The organism is Streptomyces sp. NPDC058637 (assembly GCF_042717325.1).
GTDB lineage: Bacteria > Actinomycetota > Actinomycetes > Streptomycetales > Streptomycetaceae > Streptomyces.
Genome location: NZ_JBHXRD010000003.1, coordinates 265,678 through 288,212, shown reverse-complemented (window position 1 = coordinate 288,212; position 22,535 = coordinate 265,678). Strand labels below are relative to the sequence as shown.

Genomic DNA, 22,535 nt, shown 5'->3' with positions numbered 1-22,535 from the left:
GGTGCGACCGCAGGCCGGATGGCGTTCCGGTACTCCCGTCTGATCGAGTTCGCTCCCGTTCGGGCGGAATCGATCAGACGTGGACAACTGTCGGTCGCCTTTCGGTCGTACGTGCTCATGCCGCCTTCATGCGGCATGCATAAACCATCGATGGACTGCCTCGTAACTCGCCTTCGGCGCGCGAAGACAACGGGGATCCCTGTCGGGCGAGTGTGTCCGCAGGGCTCCGGTAGCGCCTGATGCCACGGGTACGGCGATGTTCTTCGTCGCTTTCCCCTGCCCTTGTAGGCGATCGATGATGCACCGGTGTGGTCGGCTTCGCCATGCCTTCTTCACCGTCCCCGAAAACTCTCCCCAAAGGTGTGAATCGGCATGCACGAAAAAGGCTCCGACGCTTCCGGTGCGGCTCCCGAAGAGTTCTTCGGGATGACCATGGCTCAGCAAGGTGTCCGGTACGGGCAGCTGGTCGATCCGGACAGTCCGAAATACAACATCGGCGAATGCTTCGAGATCCACGGAGACCTCGACGAGAGACTGTTCGCCGCGGCGCTCGACCGGGCCGCCGCCCTGTGCGACAGCCTGAACGTCGAGTTCGTCTCCAGCGGCGATACCGTCCGTCAGCGTGTCGTCCCTCGCCCGCCGGGCGAGTCCAGTCGGCTCCGCGTGTTCGACCTGTCCGGCGCCGACGATCCCGTCGCCACGGCCGAACGCTACCTGGCCGACGACATGGCCACCGTCGACAGGCTCGACGCCCCGCACCACCACTTCGCACTGCTGCGTCTCGGCCACCGGCTGCACTACTGGTACGTCCGCTTCCACCACATAGCCGTCGACGGACTCGGCGCCGCCGTCTTCGCACGCACCGTGGCCGACCTCTACGGGCGCGCCGTGCGCGGCGAGGACCTGGACGCCGTCGAGCCGCCGACCGCACCCCTGCGCGAACTCGTGGCCGACGAGACGGCCTACCTCGGCTCGGACCGCTACGAGGCCGACCGTGCCTACTGGACCGGCAAGTTCGCGGACCTGGCCGCCGGCCGGACGGGAGGCACGGGCGGGGACGGCACGGAGGCCTACGGCGGCAGGGCGCTCATCCGCCGGCGCACCGACGCCCCGTCGACGGCCGTAACCGAGGCGACGGACGTGCGGCTGCACACCGGCGAGAGCCTGCCCGCCGCCGTGTTCGACAGCCTGCGCGGACTCGCCGCCGCCCACCGCACGAGCTGGACCGCCGTCTTCGTGAGCGCGCTCGCCGCCTACGTCGGTCGGGTCACCGGCTCCCAGGACGTCGTCGTGGGCCTCGCCTCCAACGGCCGTCACGGAGGGCTGCGGCACATCGTCGGCATGACGGCCAACATCCTGCCGTTACGCCTGACCGTCACCGCCGACATGACGGTCGGCACCCTGGTCCGCGCCGTGGCCGCCGAGATGCGGGGCGCCCTGCGGCACCGCCGCTTCTCCCGCGAACAGCTCGCCCGCGAACTGAACATGGCCGACGGCGCGGCGCGCCTGACCGGTGTCGTCGTCAACATCATGGGCTACGACTTCGACCTCGACTTCGCGGGCAGCCCCGGCGCCTCCCGTGTGCTGTCCATCGGTCCCGTCGACGACGTTTCGCTCTTCGTCTCCGAACGGGCCGAGGGCAAGGGGCCGTTGATCGGCTTCGACGCCGACCCGGAGCTGTACCGTCCGGAGGACCTCCGGCTCCATCAGCAGGCCGTCGTCTCCTTCCTGTCCGCCCTGGCCGACGCGGACGCCGAACTGCCCCTGCGTGACCTCCCGTTCCTCGACGACGCGACCGCCGAGGCCCTGTTCGCGCACGGACGCGGCGCCGATCTGCCACCGGAGGCCGTCGCCGCCGGTCTGCCGGAGGCGTTCGCCGCGCAGGCGCGCCGGACACCGGACGCCCAGGCGGTGGTGGACGGTGCGGTCACCCTCTCGTACCGGGAGCTGGCCCGTACGGCGGAAGACCTCTCCGGAGCCCTGGCCGGCCGCGGCATCGGTGCCGAGGACGGTGTCGGCGTCCTCGTGGGCCGCTCGGCGGCCATGGTGTCCGCCACGCTCGGCGCGGTCGGCGCGGGAGCGGCGTACGTACCGATGGACGCCACCTGGCCGGACGAACGGCTCGGCCGCGTCGCGGAAGTCGCCCGCGTCCGTGCCCTGGTGGTCGACCAGGCAACCGCCGGCCTGTCCTGGGTGCGGAAGACGGCCGACACCCTGCCGGTGCTCGTCGTCGACGCTAAGGGCCGTGTCGTGGACGGCGCGCCGCCACGGCCGGGCCCGCTGCCGGGCGCGATCCGCGGCGACCGGCTCGCCTACGTGATGTTCACCTCCGGCTCCACCGGTCTGCCCAAGGGCGTCGGAGTCACCCACGCCGACGTCCGCGCGCTGGCAGCCGACAGCACCTGGACGGACGGGGTGTCCGACGCGGTGGTGCTGCACTCGGCCTACGTGTTCGACGCCGCCACGTTCGAGATCTGGGTACCCCTCCTGAACGGCGGCCGTGTGCTGGTCGCACCCGGCGGAGTCCTGGAGGCACAGGTCCTCCGGGACATGGTGGACCGGCACGGGGCGACCGGACTGTTCCTGACGACAGCCCTGTTCAACGTGATGGCCGAGGCGGGCGCCGAGGTGTTCGCCGGGCTGCGCCTGGTCGCCGCGGGTGGCGAGGCGGCGTCCCCGGACCTCATGCAGCGGGTGGCCGCCGCAGCGCCCGGCACGCGCCTCCTGCACGTGTACGGCCCCACGGAGACCACGACCTTCGCCGCCCGCCACCCGGTCGACGCAGCCGCGCCGGGCGTGCCGCCCATCGGCCGGCCCCTCGACGGGATGCGCCTCCACGTGCTCGACGGGCACCTCGGCATGGTGCCGCCAGGCGTCGTGGGCGAGCTGTACGTGAGCGGCCACGGCGTCGCTCGCGGATACCAGGGCCGCGCAGCCCTGACCGCGACCCAGTTCGTCGCCGACCCGCACGACTCCCACGGCGGCCGTATGTACCGCACCGGTGACCTCGTGCGCTGGACCGCGCGCGGAGACATCGAGTACGTCGGGCGCGCGGACGGCCAGATCAAACTCCGCGGGTTCCGCATCGAACCCGCCGAGATCGAGAACGTCCTGCTCACCGATCCGGCCCTGCGAGCCGCCTGCGTCCTGGTCCGCGAGGACGTCCCCGGTGACCGCCGGCTCGTCTCCTACGTCGTACCCGCCCCCGGCACCCGGCCCGACGAATCCGCTCTGGCCCGCCGTGTCGGGCGGGCCCTGCCCGCGTACATGGTTCCCTCCGTGTTCGTCGCCCTCGACGCCCTGCCCCTGAACCCCAACGGCAAGGTGGACCGCAACGCCCTGCCCGTGCCCCGCGCCGTCGCCGCCACGGGTCGCGCCCCGCGCACCCCGTACGAGGAGGTACTGGCCGGCCTGTTCGCCGACGTCCTGGGCGTGCCGGCGGTCGGCATCGACGACAACTTCTTCTCCCTGGGCGGCCACTCGCTGCTGGCCACCCGCCTCACCGGCCGGGTACGGGCGGCCCTGCGGGTCGAAGTCGGCCTGCGTACCCTCTTCGACCACCCCACCGTCGCCGCCCTGGCCGCCGCCCTCGACACCGCAGGGGCGGCACGGCCCGCCCTCGTCCCGCAGCGACGGCCCGAGGCGGTCCCGCTGTCCTTCGCGCAGCAGCGCCTCTGGTTCCTCAACCGGGCGGAGGGCCCCGGTGACACCTACAACGTCCCGCTCGTCCTCGAACTCGACGGTCCCCTGGACACGGACGCCCTGCGCGGCGGCCTGGCGGACGTGGTCGCCCGGCACGAGAGCCTGCGCACCGTCTTCGTCGAGCACGACGGCATCGCCCGCCAGGACATCCGCGACGCGGGCGACGCGGCCTCACTCGTCCCCTTGGCTCTCGAACTGCCCCCGGCCGAGGAGGCCGTCGACGGCTGGGCCGCGGAGACCGTGCGCCGCCTGACGGCCGCGCCCTTCGACCTCACCGGCGACACCGCCGTCCGCGCCCACCTGCTCCGCCTGGGCCCCGACCGCCACGTCCTGGTGCTCGTCCTCCATCACGTCGTCGCGGACGGCTGGTCCCTCGCCCCGCTCTGCCGTGACCTCGGCGCAGCCTACCGGGCCAGGACCGAGGACACGGGAACGTCCGAACGGGCCCCGCTGCCCGTGCAGTACGCCGACTACGCCCTCTGGCAGCGGCGGCTGCTCGGCGACGACGGCGACCCGGACAGTCTGGCCGCACGCCAGCTCGCCCACTGGGAGGAGGCGCTGCGCGGCGCCCCCGACCTGCTGGACATGCCCCTCGACCGGCCCCGCCCGGCCGTGCCCAGTCATCGGGGTGGCGCCGTCCCCTTCGAGCTGCCCGCTCCCGCGCACGCCGGGCTCATCCGGCTGGCCCGTGCCGCGGGCTGCACGCCCTTCATGGTGCTCCAGGCGGCCCTCGCCGTGACCTTGCACGCCCACGGCGCCGGTACGGACATCCCGCTGGGCACCGCGGTGGCCGGGCGGAGCGACGAGGTCCTGGACGATCTGGTCGGGTTCTTCGTCAACACCGTCGTCCTGCGGACGGACCTGTCCGGCGATCCGTCCTTCCGTGAACTGCTGGACCGGGTCAAGGAGTTCGACATCGCGGCCCTCAGTCACGGTGACGTCCCCTTCGAGCGGATCGTGGAGGCCCTCAACCCCGAGCGGTCCGGTGACCACCATCCGCTCTTCCAGACCATGCTGGTACTCCAGAACCAGGAGCGGGCCGAGCTCGACCTGCCGGGCGTCACCGTCCACGACCGGTCCCGGCACACGGGGATCAGCAAGTTCGACCTGACGTTCTCGCTGACCGAGCTGACCGAGCTGACCGAGCTGACCGAGCTGACCGAGCTGACCGAGCCGACCGAGCTGACCGAGCCGACCGGAGCCCCGGGGCCCACCGGGGCCGCAGGTCCCACCGGAGCCGCAGGATCCGCCGAGCCCGCCACCCCCGCCGGTATCGGTGGCTATCTGGAATACGCCACCGACCTCTTCGACGCCGCCACCGCCCGTGCCCTGTGCGCCCGCCTCGCCCGCGTCCTCACCCAGGCCGTGACCGACCCCGACCGGCCGGTCGGCGACCTCGACCCGCTCGCGCCCGGCGAGCGGGACCGCCTCCTCGCCCAGGGACGCGGCGCGGAACGGCCGCTGCCCACCCGCACCGTCCCCGAGGCGGTCCGGGAACAGGCCGCGCGCACCCCTCACGCCGTCGCCGTGCGCGACGCGCGCACCAGCCTCACCTACGCGGAGCTCGACGCACGCGCCGACGCCCTCGCCCATCTCCTGCGCGAGCGCGGCGCGGGCCGGGAGGGCAGGGTGGCCATCGCCGCGCCCCCGTCCGTGGACACCGCCGTCGCCATGCTGGCCGTGCTGCGGGCCGGAGCCGCCTACGTGCCCGTCGATCCGGAGTACCCGCCCGCCCGCATCCGGCACATGCTCGACGACGCCCGGCCCGCCCTGCTGCTCACCACCACGGCCGTCCATCCCGGTCTGCCCGACTGCGCCGTACCGTGGCTCGCCCTCGACGACCCGGCCGCCCGTCCCACCGGCCCCGTCGTGCCCCTCCGGCACGCCCCGCACCCGGCGGACCCCGCGTACGTCATCTACACGTCGGGCTCCACCGGCCGTCCGAAGGGCGTGGTCGTGCCGCACACCGCCCTGGCCCATCACATGGCCTGGATGGCGGGGCACCTGGCCGTCACCCCGGACGACCGGGTGCTGGCCCGCACCTCCACCAGCTTCGACGCCTCCGTGTGGGAGCTGTGGCTCCCGCTGATGAACGGTGCCGAGGTCTGTGTGCTGCCCCACGGCGTCAACCGCGAACCGCGCGCCCTGGTCTCCTGGATGAGCCGATTCGGCGTCACCGTCGCCCAGTTCGTGCCCTCGCACCTCGCCCTCGTCCTCACCGAGGCGGCACACGCCGCACCGCTCCCCGCCCTGCGCGCGGTCCTGTGCGGCGGCGAACCACTGCCGCGCGCCCTCGCCGACGACGTCGTCGACCTGTGGCAGGCCGAGGTGCACAACCTCTACGGGCCGACCGAGACGGCCATCGACGCGACCGCACACCGCGCCGCCCGCCCGGGGAACGGCGTACAGGACGGCTCCGGCACCCCGTCCGAGGCCGTCACCATCGGCCGCCCCGTCGACACCATGCGTGGCTACGTCCTCGACAGCCGGCTGCGCCCCGTACCGTCCGGTGTCACCGGGGAGCTGTACCTCTCGGGCCCCAACCTCGCCCGCGGCTACCTGGACCGCCCGGGCCTGACCGCCGCACGGTTCGTCGCCGACCCGTTCGACGCCACCGGCGCCCGCATGTACCGGACGGGCGACCTCGTACGGTGGAACGGGCAGGGTCTGCTCGACTACGTGGCCCGCGCCGACGACCAGGTCAAGCTCCGCGGCTTCCGCATCGAGCTGGGCGAGGTCGAGGCCGCACTCCTCGCATGCCCCGGTGTCACGGCCGCCCGCGCCGTCATCCGGGAGGACATACCCGGCCTGCGCCGCCTCGTCGCCTACGCCGTCACCGGCGACCCGGCCCCGCGCCCGGTCGCCCTGCGCGACGCACTCGCCGAGACCCTCCCGCACTACATGGTGCCCGGCGCCGTCGTCGTCCTGGACGACCTCCCGCTCCTGCCCAACGGCAAGGTGGACCTGCGCGCCCTTCCGGCGCCCGAGCCGGACACCGACTCCTCTGCCGGACAGGGGCCACGCACCCTTCAGGAGGACCTGCTCGCCGGCATCTTCGCCGACGTCCTGGGCCGGTCCCCGGTGGGCCCGCACGACAGCTTCTTCGACCTCGGCGGGCACTCGCTCCTCGCCATGCGCGTCGTCAGCCGCGTCCGCGCGGTCCTGGGCGTCGAGATCGCCGTACGCACACTCTTCGAGCAGCCGACCGTCGCCGGTCTGGCCCGCGCCCTCGACGCTCCTGGCCGGGCCCGTCCGCCGGTGGTGGCCGTGGCGCAGCGGCCCGATCCGCTGCCGCTGTCCTTCGCGCAGCAGCGCCTGTGGTTCCTCAACCGCCTCGAAGGCCCCAGCTCCGCCTACAACATCCCGCTCGTACTCGAACTCGAAGGCGCCCTGGACACGGACGCCCTGCGCTCCGCCCTGCGCGACGTCGTGGAACGGCACGAGGCACTGCGCACCCTGTTCCCCGAACGGGACGGCGTGCCCCGTCAGTCGGTTCTCGCCGCCGACACCGCCACGCCCCCGCTGCCCGTCGTGAGCATCGCTCCCGGCGGTCTGGAGGCGGCCGTGCTGGCCGCCGTGCGCGAGCCGTTCGACGTCGTCGTCGACCTGCCGCTGCGCGCCCTGCTCCTGCGCTCCGCACCCGGCCGTCACGTCCTGGTGCTCGTCCTGCACCACATCGCGGGCGACGGCTGGTCGCTCGCCCCGCTCACCCGCCACCTCGGCGACGCCTACCGGGCCCGGCTCGCGGGACGGGAGCCCGAACCGGCCGCCGGTACCCCGCTCCAGTACGCCGACTACACCCTCTGGCAGCACGCCGCCCTGGGCGACGACGCCATGCCGCAGAGCCTGATGCGGCAGCAGCTCGACCACTGGCACACCGCCCTCGCGGGCCTGCCGGGACTGATCGACCTGCCGCTGGACCGGCCGCGCCCCGCCGAGACCGATCCGAAAGGAGCGGTCCACACCTTCGACGTACCGGCCCCGCTGCACACCCGGCTCCTGCGCCTGGCGCGGGAGTCCGGCAGCAGCCTGTTCATGGTGCTCCAGGCGGCGGTGGCCACCCTGCTGCACCGGCACGGCGCGGGGGAGGACATTCCGCTCGGCTCACCCGTCGCCGGGCGCACGGACGAGGCACTGGAGGACCTGGTCGGGTTCTTCGTCAACACGCTCGTCCTGCGCACGGACCTGTCCGGCAATCCGACGTTCCGTGAACTGCTCGTACGTGTGCGGGAGTTCGACCTGGCCGCCTTCATGCACCAGGACGTGCCCTTCGAGCGTCTCGTCGAGAGTGTCAACCCCGTCCGGGCGCGCAACCACCACCCGCTGTTCCAGACCATGCTGGTCCTGCAGAACCAGGAGTCCGTCCGCCCCGAACTCCCGGGTCTCACCGTCGAGGACCGTCTCGTCCACAACGGCCTGAGCAAATTCGACCTCACCTTCGCCTTCGCGGAGGAGCGGGCGGAGGAGCGGACTCAGGACCGGGCCGGGGAGCAGCCGGCCGAGGGCGGTCTCACCGCCGGGATCGAGTACGCCACCGCCCTCTTCGACCGGACCACCGTCGAGACGCTCGCCGCCCGCCTGGTCCGCCTCCTGGAACAGGTGGCGGCCGACCCCGGCCTGCCCCTGGCGGGCTACGACCTGCTGACATCGGACGAGCACGCCCGCGTCACCCACTGGGGCACCGGCCGCGGTCTGCCCGCGGACGCCACGCTGCCCGCGCTGTTCGCCGCCCAGGCGCACCGCACCCCTGACGCCCCGGCCGTCACCGGCGACGGCACCACCCTCAGCTACGCGGGACTCGACCGGATCTCCGCGGACCTCGCCGCCGCCCTGGCGGGCCACGGCATCGGCCCCGAGTCCGGTGTCGGGGTCCTGCTCACGAGATCGCCCGCCGTCGTGTCCGTGTCCCTCGGCACGGTCCGCGCGGCCGGTGCGTACGTACCGCTGGACGCCCGCTGGCCCGAGCAACGGCTCGACCAGGTCGCCGGAGTGGCGGAGGTGCGCGTGCTCGTCGTCGACGAGGACGCCCTCCTGGCCCCCTGGGTGACCGCGGCCGCCCGCCGGATGCCCGTCCTGGTCGTGGACCGGCTCGGCCGGATCCTGCGCGGCGCACCCGAGCGGCCGGGCCGTCCGGCCGCCGTGCCCGGCTCCCAGGCCCTCGCCTACGTCATGTTCACCTCCGGCTCGACCGGCCTGCCCAAGGGCGTCGGGGTCACACACGCCGACGTGGTCGCGCTCACCGCCGACTCCGCCTGGGACGACGGCCGCGCCGACGCGGTGCTGATGCACTCGGCGTACGTCTTCGACGCCTCCACCTTCGAGATCTGGGCCCCGCTCCTGCGCGGCGGCCGGGTCGTCGTCGCACCCGACGGCGCCCTCGACGCCCGGGCCCTCGGCGATGCCGTCCACGAGGAGGGAGTGACCGCGGTCTTCCTGACGACCGCCCTGTTCAACGTGATCGCCGAGACGGACCCAGGCGCGTTCGACGGACTCCGGCTCATCTGCGCCGGAGGGGAGCTGGCCTCCCCGGACGCGATGCAGCGGGTCGCCGGCACCGCGCGCGGCGCACGCGTCCTCCATGTCTACGGGCCCACCGAGACCACCACCTTCGCCACCCGCTACGACGTGCCGGCCGACCTGCCGCCGGGCCCGCCGCCCGTCGGACGCGCCCTGGACGGCATGCGCCTGTACGTCCTGGACGGCTCCCTGGGCCCGGTCCCGCCGGGCGTCGTGGGTGAGCTGTACCTCGCCGGACGCGGCGTGGCACGCGGGTACACCCGGCTTCCGGGCCTGACCGCCGCGCGCTTCGTGGCCGACCCGTTCGACCCTGCGGGCGGGCGGATGTACCGCACCGGAGACCTGGTCCGATGGACCCCGGACGGGCAGATCGCCTACGTCAGCCGAGCCGACGGCCAGGTGAAGCTGCGCGGCTACCGCATCGAACTCGGCGAGATCGAGGGCGTGCTGGCCTGCGGCGAGGGAGTCGCCGACTCCTTCGCCGTCGTCCGCGAGGACACCCCGGGCGACCGGCGGCTCGTCGCGTACGTGGTGCCCGCCGCCGGCACACGGCCCGACCCCCGCGACCTCGCCCGAACCGTCGGCCGGTCCCTGCCCGCCTACATGGTGCCCTCCTCCTTCGTGCTGCTCGACGCACTGCCGCTGACCCTCAACGGCAAGGTCGACCGGCGCGCCCTGCCCGCGCCCGAGCACCACGCCCCGGTCCGCGGGCGCGCGGCCCGCACCGCCCGAGAGGAGATCCTGTGCGGGCTCTTCGCCGACGTGCTCGGCCTCGACGGAGCGGGCGTGGACGACGACTTCTTCCACCTGGGCGGCCACTCCCTGCTCGCCACCCGCCTGGCCGCACGCATCCGCACCAAGCTCGCAGTGGAGATCCAGGTCAAGGCCCTCTTCGAACACCCCACCCCGGCCGCGCTCGCCGCCGTACTGGACGGTGCCGACCGGGCGAGAAGACCCCTGGAACGCGCCGGGAGCCGCCCCGATCCGCTGCCGCTGTCCTTCGCCCAGCAGCGCCTGTGGTTCCTCAACCGGCTCGAAGGACCCAGCGCCACGTACAACGTGCCCCTCGTCCTCCGCCTGGACGGCCCGCTCGACGCCGAGGCCCTGGAGAGCGCCCTGGCAGACGTCGTCGAGCGCCACGAGAGCCTGCGCACCGTCTTCCCCCAGACGGACGGCGTGGCACGCCAGCTCGTCCTCGGCGCCGACGGCGCCGACCTCGACCTGACACCCCGTGACACCGACCCCGCCCGACTCGACGAGATCCTGGCCGCCGAGGTGGCGCATGCCTTCGACGTGAGCACCGAACTGCCCGTACGGGCCCGGCTGGTGCGGCTCGGCGCGGAGGCCCACGTCCTGGTTCTGGTCGTCCACCACATCGCGGGCGACGGCTGGTCCCTCGCCCCGCTGGCCCGTGACCTCGGCGGGGCGTACCGGGCACGTGCCGACGGCGAGGAACCCGCCTGGACGGAACTCCGCGTCCAGTACGCGGACTACACCCTGTGGCAGCGCGAACTCCTCGGAGCCGAGGACGACCCGTCCAGCCAGGCCGCCCGTCAGCTCGACTTCTGGCGCACCGCTCTCGCCGGCGCCCCCGACCTGCTCGACCTGCCCTGCGACCGGCCGCGCCCCGCCGTGACGGCGTACAGCGGCGACGCGTTCGCCTTCCCCGTCGGCGCTGACACCCACCGGGCCCTCGTGGATCTCGCCCGCGCCCACGGATGCAGCCTCTTCATGGTGCTCCAGGCCGCACTGTCGGTCCTCCTCTCCCGGCACGGCGCCGGTGAGGACATCCCGCTCGGTACCGCCGTCGCCGGACGCACCGACGAGGCCCTCGACGACCTGGTGGGCTTCTTCGTCAACACCCTCGTCCTGCGCACCGACCTGAGCGGCGACCCCACCTTCGGTGAGGTGATCGACCGTGTCAGGGAGTTCGACCTGGCCGCCTACGCACACCAGGACGTGCCGTTCGAGCGGCTCGTCGACGCGCTGAGACCGGTCAGGGCGCAGAACCACCACCCGTTGTTCCAGACCATGCTCGTCCTCCAGAACCACGGGGACACCACGGTCGACCTGCGCGGTCTCACGGTGACGCAGCAGCCCGTGCACACCGGCATCAGCAAGTTCGACCTGACCTTCACCTTCACCGAGACACACGACGGCCCGGGCCGGCCCGCCGGCCTCGACGGCGTCCTGGAGTTCTCCACCGAACTGTTCGCCCGTCCCACCGCGCACGCGCTGGCCGCCCGGCTGACCCGCCTGCTCGCCTCGCTCGCCGCCGACCCTGGCCGCCGCGTCCACACCGTCGACGTCCTGGAAACGGCCGAGCGGCAGCACCTGGAACGCGCCGCGCACGGCCCGGAACGGCCCGTGACGGCGCGCACGGCCCCCGAGGCGTTCCGCGCGCAGTGCGCCCGGACGCCCGCGGAGATCGCCGTACGGGACGGCGGGCACCACCTCACCTTCGGTGAACTCGACCTGCTCTCCGACGACCTGGCGCACCACCTGTACGACCGGGGCATCGGCCGTGGCGATCTCGTGGCCCTCGCACTGGACGGCACCGTCGACCAGGTCGTCGCGATGCTGGCGGTGGCCAAGGCCGGGGCCGCCTACCTGCCGGTCGACCTGGAGTACCCCGAGGCGCGCATCACCTACATGCTCGACGACGCCCGCCCGGCGCTGCTCCTCACCCACGGCACGGACCGCGCCGCGCGGTACGGCCACACCGTGCCCTGCCTCGCGCTCGACGACCGGTCCGGCTGGTCCACCGGACGCTCCGCACCGCCCGCCGCCGCGCCGGGCCCGCGCGACGCGGCGTACGTCATCTACACCTCGGGCTCCACCGGCCGTCCCAAGGGTGTCGTGGTCACGCACCTTTCCCTGACCAACCACATGGCGTGGATGGCCGGCCACCTCGGCCTCACCGGCGACGACCGGGTCCTCGCGCGCACCTCGCCGAGCTTCGACGCCTCGGTCTGGGAGACCTGGCTGCCGCTGCTGCACGGCGGTTCCACCTGCCCCGTGCCGCCGGCCGTCAACCACGACCCGGCCGGACTGCTGGCCCGGATCCGTGACACGGGTGCGACCATCGCCCAGTTCGTGCCCTCGCACCTCTCCGTCGTCCTCACCGAGACCGGCCCCGGCGAGACGCCCACGACCCTGCGGGCCGTCCTCTGCGGCGGTGAACCCCTGCCCCGGTCCCTGGCAGCACGCGTCGCACGGGCCTGGCGGACCGAGGTGCACAACCTGTACGGGCCCACCGAGGCGACCATCGACGCCACCGCCCACCACCTGCGGCCGGACACACCCGCGGGTGAGGGGAGCGTCCCGCTCGGCCGTCCCGTCGACAACACCCGCGCCTACGTCCTGGACGGCGGCCTCCGGCACGTGCCGACGGGCGTCACCGGTGAGCTCTGCCTCGCGGGCGACGGCCTCGCGCGCGGCTACCTCGGCCGCCCCGGCCTGACGGCCGCACGGTTCGTCGCCGATCCGTACGGCCCCGACGGGAGCCGCATGTACCGCACGGGCGACCTCGTCCGCCGGGACGCCGACGGACTGCTCACCTACGTCTCCCGCGCCGACGACCAGGTCAAGCTGCACGGCTTCCGCATCGAACTCGGCGAGATCGAGGCGGCCCTCACCGCTCTCGACGGCATCGCCGCCGCCTGCGCCGTCGTCCGCGAGGATCGGCCGGGGGAGCGGCGCCTGGTCGCCTACACCGTCGCCGACCCGCGCGGCGGTGCCACGTCACCCACCGACAGCGAACTGCGCGCCCGGCTGGCGTCGGCCCTGCCGCCGTACATGGTGCCCGCCGTGTTCGTCGCCCTCGACGCGCTGCCGCTGCTGCCCAACGGCAAGACCGACCGGCGTGCCCTGCCCGTCCCCGTACGGCCCGCCGCCACCCGGTCCGGCGGGCAGCCGCGCACACCGCAGGAACACGTCCTGTGCGACGTGTTCGCCTCGGTCCTGCGCACCCCCGCCGTCCGCACCGACGACGACTTCTTCGCGCTCGGCGGCGACAGCATCCTCTCCATCCAGCTCGTGAGCCGTGTACGCGAGGCAGGCCTCGGCGTCACGCCGCGCGACGTCTTCGTCCACCGCACGCCGGAGGCCATCGCGGCCGTCGCCACCGCACTCGACCGGACCACCGCCGCACCGGCCGAACAGGGCACCGGCGAGATGCCGCCGACGCCCATCGCCGCCTGGCTCCTCGCCCGGTCCGGCACCGACGGCTACAACCAGTCCGGGGTGCTGTACACACCCGCCGGCGCCGACGAGGACACCCTCGCCGCCGCCCTCCAGATCGTCGTCGACCACCACGACATGCTCCGCATGCGGGTCACCCGGCCCGCCGGGGGCGAACCCGTCCTCGAAGCCCTGCCGCCCGGAACAGTGCGCGCCCGCAGCCGTCTCACCCGGGTCGATGTCACGGGCCTCGACGCGGACGCCGTCCGCACCGCCGTCACCGACGCCGGCGAACAGGTCCGCGGCCGGCTGCGGCCGGCCGACGGACACGTGGTCGAGGCGGTCTGGTGCGACGCCGGACCCCACACCCGCGGACGTCTGCTGCTCGTCGTGCACCACCTGGCCGTGGACGCCGTGTCCTGGCGCATCCTCGCCGCCGACCTCGCCACCGCGTGGCACGCCGTCGCCGACGGCGGGCGTCCCGCCGCGGCCTCGGTACTGCCCGCCGTCACCACCCCGTACAGGAGCTGGGCGCGACTCCTCGCGTCGCAGGCGCGGACCGCCGCACGGGAGTCGGAACTCCCCCTGTGGGAAGCCGTGTCGAGTACCCCCGACCCGCAGCTGGGCTACCGCCCGCCGGACCCCGACCTGGACACCGCCGACCGGACGCGCACCCTGGTCACCCATCTGCCCGCCACCTGGACGAAGCCGCTGCTCAGCACCGTCCCCGGCGCCTTCCACGCCGGGGTGGACGACGTACTGCTCACCGGCCTCGCCCTCGCCGTCCGCTCCTGGCGTGCGGAACGGGCCGCCAGGGCGGGCGGGCCCCGGCCGGACGACACCGGAGTCCTCCTCGACCTGGAGGGCCACGGCCGCGAGCAGATCGCCGAGCACATCGACCTGTCCCGCACGGTCGGCTGGTTCACCAGCCTCTACCCGGTCCGCCTCGACCCCGGTCCCGTCGACGCCCGCGACCCCGCACACTTCGACCCGGCTCTGGTCGAACGCGCCGTCAAAAGCGTCAAGGAACAGCTGCGGGCCGTGCCCGACCACGGTGTCGGCTACGGGATGCTGCGCCACCTCAACCCGGCGACGGGCCCCCGGCTGGCCACCGCGACCGACCCACAGATCGGCTTCAACTACCTCGGGCGGTACGCCGCCCCGCACGCGGACGGGGGCGCGGTCGCCGACTGGGACGTACAGCTCGACGGCGGCGGGCCGCGCAGCCAGGACCCGGACATGCCCGTCCATCACGTCCTCGACATCAACGCGCACACCGAGGACCTGCCGGACGGCCCGCGCCTGGTGACCCGCTGGACCTGGCCCAGCGACCTCCTGAAGGAGGAGGACGTGGGCGCCCTGACCGACGCGTTCGCCCGTGCCCTGCGCGCGATCGCCGAACACGCCGAACGACCCGACGCGGGTGGCTGGACGCCGTCCGACCTTCCCCTGGTCTCGCTCGACCAGGCCCAGATCGACCGACTGCAGATCAAGTGGGGTGGACGCAAGTGACCGGGTTCCGACTCGAGGACGTACTGCCGCTGACGCCGTTACAGGCAGGCATGCTCTTCCACGCGCTGTACGACTCCCACGCCGTGGACGTCTACACCGCGCAGTTCGTCTTCGATCTCGAAGGCCCCGTCGGGGTCCCCGCGCTGCACGCGGCCGTCGGCGGATTGCTGCGGCGGCACGCGAACCTCCGGGTCGGCTTCCTCCACGAGGGCCTGGACGAGCCCGTGCAGGCCGTCGCAGCCGACGTGCCCGTACCGCTGGAGGAGCTGGACCTGACAGGGGCCGACGGCACGGGCACGATCGAGGAACGCCTCGCCGATTTCCTCGCGGCCGACCGCACCCGCCGCTTCGACCTCACCACCCCGCCGCTGATGCGGTTCACCCTGGTGCGCACCGCGCCGCTGCGCCACCGGCTCGTTATGACGAGCCATCACATCCTGCTCGACGGATGGTCGATGCCCCTCCTCGTACGGGAACTGTTCGAGCTGTACGCGAGCGGGGGCGACGACAGCGCACTGCCGCGTGTCGCCCCCTACCGCTCCTACCTCGTCTGGCTGGCCCGGCAGGACCGCCCGGCCGCCCTGGACGCCTGGCGCACGGCCCTGGCCGGAATCGAGGCCCCGACCCTGCTCGCCGGGCCCGGCGGGACAGACACCCAGGGGGCCGGTGACCTGCCCGAGACCCTGGTCCTCGACCTGGACCCGGCCACGACGCACCGGCTGCGCGAGACGGCCCGCGCCCACCGGCTCACCCTCAACACAGTGGTCCAGGGCGCCTGGGGCCTGCTGCTCGCCCACCTCACCGGCCGCACCGACGTGGTGTTCGGCACCACCGTGTCCGGCCGCCCGCCGGAGATCCCCGGTGTCGAGTCCATGGTCGGCCTGTTCATCAACACCGTGCCCGTACGGCTCCGCCCGGCGCCCGGCGAAACCCTGGTCGCGCTCCTGACCCGGCTCCAGGAGGAACAGGGCCGGCTCCTCGGCAGCCAGTACGTGGGCCTGACCGAGATCCACGGAGTCACCGGCCTGGACCAACTCTTCGACACACTGGCCGTGTTCGAGAACTACCCGATGGACGACGAGGCCCTGCGCACCGCACAGCGAGGACTGCCCGGCCTCGCCGTCACCGGGTTCAGCGGTACGGACGCGGCCCACTACCCGCTCACCCTCACCATCGCCCCGGGCGACGCCCTGAGGATCACCTTCGGCTTCCGGGCCGGCTCCCTCGACCGCGAGGAGGTGGCCCGTACGGTCGACCGTACGCGGCGGCTGCTCACGGCGATGGCGCACGGGCTCGACGGCCGCGTCGGCGCCCTCCCCCTCCTCCTGGACGGCGAACGCGAGGCGCTCGTCGCCCGAGGGAACGGTGCCGAACTCCCGGCCGGGGCCACGGACACGAGCGTCCCGGACGCGGTGGCCCGTCACGCCGCCCACCGGCCGGACGCGGTGGCCGTGACCGGTGCGGGGGAGACGCTGACCTATCGTCAGCTCCAGTCTCTCGCAGCAGCGTTGGCCGGCACTCTGACAGGGCTCGGGACCGGCGACGAGGACGGCGTGGGCATCCTGCTGGGCCGCTCGACAGCCCAGGTCACCGCCTCCCTCGCAGCACTGCGCGCGGGCGCCGCCTACGTGCCCCTCGACCCGAGCTGGCCCACCGAACGCCTGGCCCGCGTCGCCGAGGTGGCCGCCCTGCGCACCCTGATCGTCGACGGGACCACCCGCACCCTCCCCTGGGTGCGCCGGCTCGGTCCCGACGTCACCCTCGTGACGGTCGACGCCGCGGGCCGGGTCCTGGACGGCGGACCGGCCGCCCCCGGAGTCCTGCCCACGGTCAGGGGCGGCGCCCGGCTCGCGTACGTGATGTTCACCTCCGGCTCCACCGGGCTGCCCAAGGGTGTCGGCGTCACCCACGCCGACATCACCGCCCTCGCCGCCGACCGGAGATGGGGCGACGGCGCCGCCGACGCCGTCCTGCTGCACTCGGCGTACGTCTTCGACGCGTCCACCTTCGAGATCTGGGCGCCCCTCCTCAACGGCGGACGTGTCGTCGTGGCCCCCGGAGGCACGCTCCCGCCCGCCACGCTCCGGGACCTCGCCGACCGGTACGGCCTGACGGCGGCGTTCCTGACGGCGGCCCTGTTCAACGTCATCGTGGACACCGACCCCGGCGCCCTCGGCCGCCTGCGCCTGGTCGCCACGGGCGGCGAGGCCGCCGCGCCCGGCGTCCTCCAGAGGCTGGCCGCCGCCCACCCCGGCACCACGGTCCTGCACGTCTACGGGCCCACCGAGACCACCACGTTCGCCACCGTCCACCGCGTCCGGGCCGACGACGACCCCCGGGCCGCCGCCCCGATCGGCCGGCCGATCGACGGCATGCGCGCCTACGTCCTGGACGCGGCCATGCGGCCCGTGCCGTCCGGCGCCGAGGGCGAGCTGTACGTCGCGGGAGCCGGTGTCGCGCGCGGCTACCTGGGACGCCCCGGCCTCACGGCCACCCGGTTCGTCGCCGACCCGTTCACCCGCACCGGGACGCGCATGTACCGCACCGGCGACCTGGTGCGCCAGGGCACCGACGGCACCCTGCGGTACGTGGCCCGGGCCGACCAGCAGATCAAACTGCGCGGCCACCGCATCGAACCGGCCGAGATCGAGACGGTGCTCCGCGCCGACCCGTCCGTGCACGCCGCCTGCGTGATGGTCCGTGAGGACCTGCCCGGCGACCGCACCCTCACCGCCTACGTCGTCCCCGCACCCGGACACGTCCCCGACCCCGGCCCCCTCGCCGCGCACGTCGGCCGCCACCTGCCCGCCTACATGGTTCCGGCCGTCATCCAGCCCCTCGACGCGCTGCCGCTCACCCCCAACGGCAAGCTCGACCGGGCGGCCCTGCCCGCACCCGTCACCCCGTCCGGCGCCGCCGGCCGGCCGCCGCGCGGCGCCCTGGAGGAGATCCTCGCCGGACTGTTCGCCGACGTACTCGGCGTGGCCCGTGTCGGCATCGACGACAGCTTCTTCGCCCTGGGCGGCCACTCGCTGCTCGCCACCCGCCTGGTGAGCCGCGTCCGCACCACCCTGGACACCGAGACCGAGATCCGCACCCTCTTCGAGAACCCCACCGTCGCCGCGCTCGCCACAGCCCTGGAGCACGCGGGCCGCCCCGCCCGCCCCGCCCTCCTCCCGCAGGAACGCCCCGCCACGCTCCCACTGTCGTACGCCCAGCAGCGGCTGTGGTTCCTCCACCGGCTCGAAGGCCCCTCCGCGACATACAACATCCCGTTCGCCGTGCGCGTCGACGGGCCGCTCGACACGGAAGCCCTGCGCGGCGCACTGCGGGACGTCGTGACCCGGCACGCGGCCCTGCGCACCGTGTTCCCCGAGGGTGTCCACGGACCGCACCAGGTCATCACCGCCCCGGACGACGTCCACCTCCCGTTCGTCCTGGAACCCGTCGACGAGGACAAGCTCGCCGACCGGCTCAGGGCCGCCGCCACCGAACCGATCGACATCGAGCACCGCCTCCCGCTCCGGGCGACCCTGCTGCGCCTGGCCGAGGACGCCCACGTCCTGGTGCTCGTGATCCACCACATCGCCGCCGACGGCTCGTCCCTGGCGCCACTCGCCCATGACCTGGGCCTCTCCTACCGCGCCCGCCTCCACGACGGGGCCCCCGTCCGGGCCCCGCTTCCCGTCGACTACGCCGACCACACCCTCTGGCAGCGCCGTCTGCTCGGCGACGAGCACGACCCGGAAAGCCTCCTCTCGCGCCAACTCGCCCACTGGAAGAACGCGTTGGCCGGAATGCCGGAGATGGTGGAACTGCCGTGGGACCGGTCGCGCCCCGCCGCCCCCCGGCACACCGGTGCCACCCACGACTTCGCCGTCGACGGCGCCACCGCCGGCCGGATCGCGGACCTCGCCCGCACCCGCGGATGCAGCGTCTTCATGGTGCTCCAGGCCGCCCTGTCGACCCTGCTGTCCCGGCACGGCGCCGGCGACGACATCCCGCTGGGCACGGCCGTCGCCGGACGGACCGACGAAGCAGCCTCGGACCTCGTCGGCTTCTTCGTGAACACCCTGGTGCTGCGCACCGACCTGAAGGGTGACCCGACCTTCCTCGAACTCCTGGACCGGGTGAGGGAATTCGACCTCTCCGCCTACGCGCACCAGGACGTCCCCTTCGAGCGCCTGGTGGAACTGCTCAACCCCGCACGCTCGCAGAACCACCATCCGCTCTTCCAGACCATGCTCGTCCTCCAGAACCACACCCCCGCCGCCGGCCTCGACCTGCCCGGCCTCACCGTCGGCGGCCTGCCGGTCGACCCCGGGGTCAGCAAATTCGACCTGTCGTTCACCTTCACCGAGACGTACGACGACAGCGGTGCGCCCAGCGGCATGCAGGCCGCCGTCGACTACGCCACGGAACTCTTCGACGCCGCGACGGTCCGAGACCTCGCCGACCGGCTCGTCCTGCTGCTCGACGCCGTCACCGCCGACCCCGACCGCCCGCTGCGCGCCTACGACGTACTCACCGCCGCCGAGCGCACCCGCCTCACCGCCTGGGGCACCGGGCCGGCCGACGGCCTGCCCGGGGCGACGGTCCCCACGCTCTTCGAGCGGTGGGCCCGGCGCACGCCCGGCGCCCCGGCGGTCCGCGACGCCACCACCACCCTCACCTACGGCGAGCTGAACACCCGCGCCGACGTCCTCGCCCGTCACCTCGCGGCACGCGGTATCGGCCCGGAGGACCGGGTCGCCGTCGCCCTGCCCCGCACCAACGACCTCGTCGTCGCCCTGCTGGGCGTCCTCAAGGCCGGGGCCGCCTACGTGCCGCTCGACCCCGACTACCCCGCCCCGCGCCTGTCCTACATGCTCGACGACGCCGCGCCCCGGCTGCTCCTCACCACTCCCGACGTCCACCGCCGGCTCCCGGGTTCCCCGGTGCCGCACCTGTACACCGGCGACCTGGAGGACAACGCCCGCACGCCCGTCCCGTCCCCGCTCCCGGCGCACCCGGCGTACGTCATCTACACCTCCGGCTCCACCGGGCGCCCCAAAGGCGTCGTCGTCACCCACCGGGGTGCCGGCGCCATGGCCCGCACCCAGGGCGAACGGCTGCGCGTCACCCCCGACAGCAGGGTGCTGCTCATGGCATCCGTCAGCTTCGACGCCGCGTTCTGGGAGCTGTGCATGGGACTGCTCTCCGGGGCCTGCCTGGAGATCGACGAACGCGACGCCCTGCTGCCCGGCCCCACCCTCGCGGCCCTGGTCCGCGACCGGGGCATCACCCACCTCACCCTGCCGCCCCCCGCGCTCGCGGTGATGCCGCCCGGCTCGCTCCCCGCCGGCACGACGATGGTCCTCGCCGGTGAGGCGTGCCCGCCTGCCCTGGTGCACACCTGGGCGCGGGACCGGTTCCTCGTCAACGCGTACGGCCCGACCGAGACCACCGTCTGCGCCACCATGAGCGGCTTCCAGCACGCGGACGGGCCGCTCGCCCCCGACCGCACCGTGCCCATCGGTGCCCCCGTCGACGGCACCCGGGTCCATGTCCTGGACGACCGGCTGGAACCCGTGCCGCCCGGCGTCGTCGGCGAACTGTACGTGTCAGGCGAGGGTGTGGCCCGCGGCTACCACGGCCGTGCCGCACTGACCGCGTCGCGCTTCGTGGCCGATCCGTCCGACCGGACGGGCGGCCGCATGTACCGCACCGGCGACCTGGTGCGCTGGACGGCGGACGGCCAACTCGTCTACGTCTCCCGGGTCGACGACCAGGTCAAACTCCGCGGCTTCCGCATCGAACTCGGTGAGATCGAGGCAGCGCTCGGCGCCCTGCCCGGTGTCGCCGCGGCCTGCGCCGCCGTCCGTGAGGACCGGCCCGGCGACCGGCGCCTCGTCGTGTACACCGTGGCCGCGGACGGTGAGACGGGCCCCGACGGGGACGGGGTGCGCGCGCACCTCGCCGCGACCCTGCCCGCGCACATGGTCCCCGCCGCGCACGTACGTCTCGACGCCCTGCCCGTCACCCCCAACGGCAAGACCGACCGGCGGGCCCTGCCCGCACCCGTGCATGCCGTACCGGCCGGAGGCCGTGCGCCGGGCACCGCGCGTGAGCGCGCCCTGTGCGAGGTGTTCGCGGAGACGCTCGGCGTGCCCGAGGTCGGCGTCACGGACGACTTCTTCGCGCTCGGCGGCCACTCGCTGCTCGCCGTGTCCCTGGCACGGCGGATCGGGGAACGGTGCGGTCATCGCCCCTCCCTGCGGGCCCTGTTCGCGGCGCCCACCGTCGAGGGCGTCGACCGCCTCCTGGGACGCGCCGCGGGGGAGGAGGGCCAGGACCGCGGTGCCGCCGTGCCGGACCTCGCGGCCGAGATCCGGCTGGCGGCGGACATCACCGGCACGGGCCGGGACGGCGCGTCCGGCACCCGGCTCCGCCCGGCCGAGGGCACAACGGGTCCGGCCTCGGTGCCCGCCCCCGCCCGCGGGGCCTCCCGCCCTTCGGCCAGGCCCCTGCTGACCGGAGCGTCCGGCTTCCTCGGCGCCTTCCTCCTGCGCGACCTGATCGAGGCCACCGACGGGCCGGTCGACTGCCTCGTACGGGCCGGGGACGAGCGGAGCGCGGCGTACCGCCTGCGGTCCAACCTGGAGCGCTACGGCCTGTGGCGCCCCCGGTACGCGGACCTGGTCCGCCCCCTCCCCGGCGACCTCGCCGCCCCCGGCCTGGGCCTGTCGCCCGAGGACCGCGCCGCCCTGGTCCGCCGGCTCGGCCCCGTCCTGCACAACGGCGCACGAGTCAACTTCGCCGCCGCGTACGGTGATCTGCGCGCCCCCAACGTGGCCGGCACCGAGGAACTGCTGCGTCTGCTCGCCGACTCCGCCTCACCCGGGATGCACTACGTCTCGACCACGGGCGTCTACGCCCCGGCGACCGGACCCGGCCCCGTCACCATCACGGAGTCGTCCCCGACCGGCCCCGCACCCGGCCTGCCCGACGGGTACGCGCAGAGCAAGTGGGTCGCCGAGGGAGTCGTCGCTCTGGCCCGCGAACGCGGCCTGCCGGTGACCGTTTACCGGCCCGGCCGCATCAGCGGTGACACCACCACCGGTGCCTGCCAGGAACGCGACCTGCTGTGGCAGCTCGTCAAGGGCTGCCTCCAGGCGGGAGCCGTGCCGGACCTGCCGTACGGGACGACCGACTGGGTGCCGGTGGACCACGTCGGTGCCGCGGTGGTGGCGCTCTCCCTGTCCGGCCGGACGGGGACGGAGACGTACCACCTCACCAACCCCGAAGCGCCGGGCCTGGAGCGGGTCTTCGAGGCGGCGGCACGCCTCGGCCACGAGCTGCGCACCGTACCCGCGGCGGACTGGCAGGCGCGCGTCGCGGCGCGACCCGACAACGCGGCGCAGTTGTTCCTCGGCGACGAGGGCGCGCGGACCGGGCCCGGGGCGACGGACCGGCGCCGCTTCGACTCCGGCCGGACGGCCGGAGCCTTGGCGGCCCTGGGTGTGCGGCAGCCGCCCCTGACCGACGAGGTCCTGGACCGCTACCTGACCTACTTCCACGGCACCGGCTTCCTGCCCGGCCCGGGGACGGCGCCTGCCACGTCCTAGCTCCCCGTGCCGCCC

At 74.2% G+C, this 22,535-nt stretch carries 2 protein-coding genes; both read left to right on the top strand.

What is annotated here, in order from left to right:
* Nucleotides 1-372 precede the first annotated feature (372 nt).
* Nucleotides 373-14,913: an amino acid adenylation domain-containing protein gene (locus tag ACFWVP_RS04830; RefSeq protein WP_384493595.1), complete on the top strand. Its 14,541-nt coding sequence runs from the start codon at nucleotides 373-375 to the stop codon at nucleotides 14,911-14,913.
* Nucleotides 14,910-22,520, top strand: a complete 7,611-nt coding sequence (locus ACFWVP_RS04825) for an amino acid adenylation domain-containing protein (protein ID WP_384493594.1) — start codon at nucleotides 14,910-14,912, stop codon at nucleotides 22,518-22,520. The genes ACFWVP_RS04830 and ACFWVP_RS04825 overlap by 4 nt, the downstream gene beginning before the upstream one ends.
* The last annotated feature ends 15 nt before the right edge of the window (nucleotides 22,521-22,535 follow it).

What these genes read in the sequence shown, in the direction of transcription:
- ACFWVP_RS04830 (WP_384493595.1), top strand. Translation starts at nt 373, where the DNA reads ATGCACGAAAAAGGCTCCGACGCTTCCGGTGCGGCTCCCGAAGAGTTC.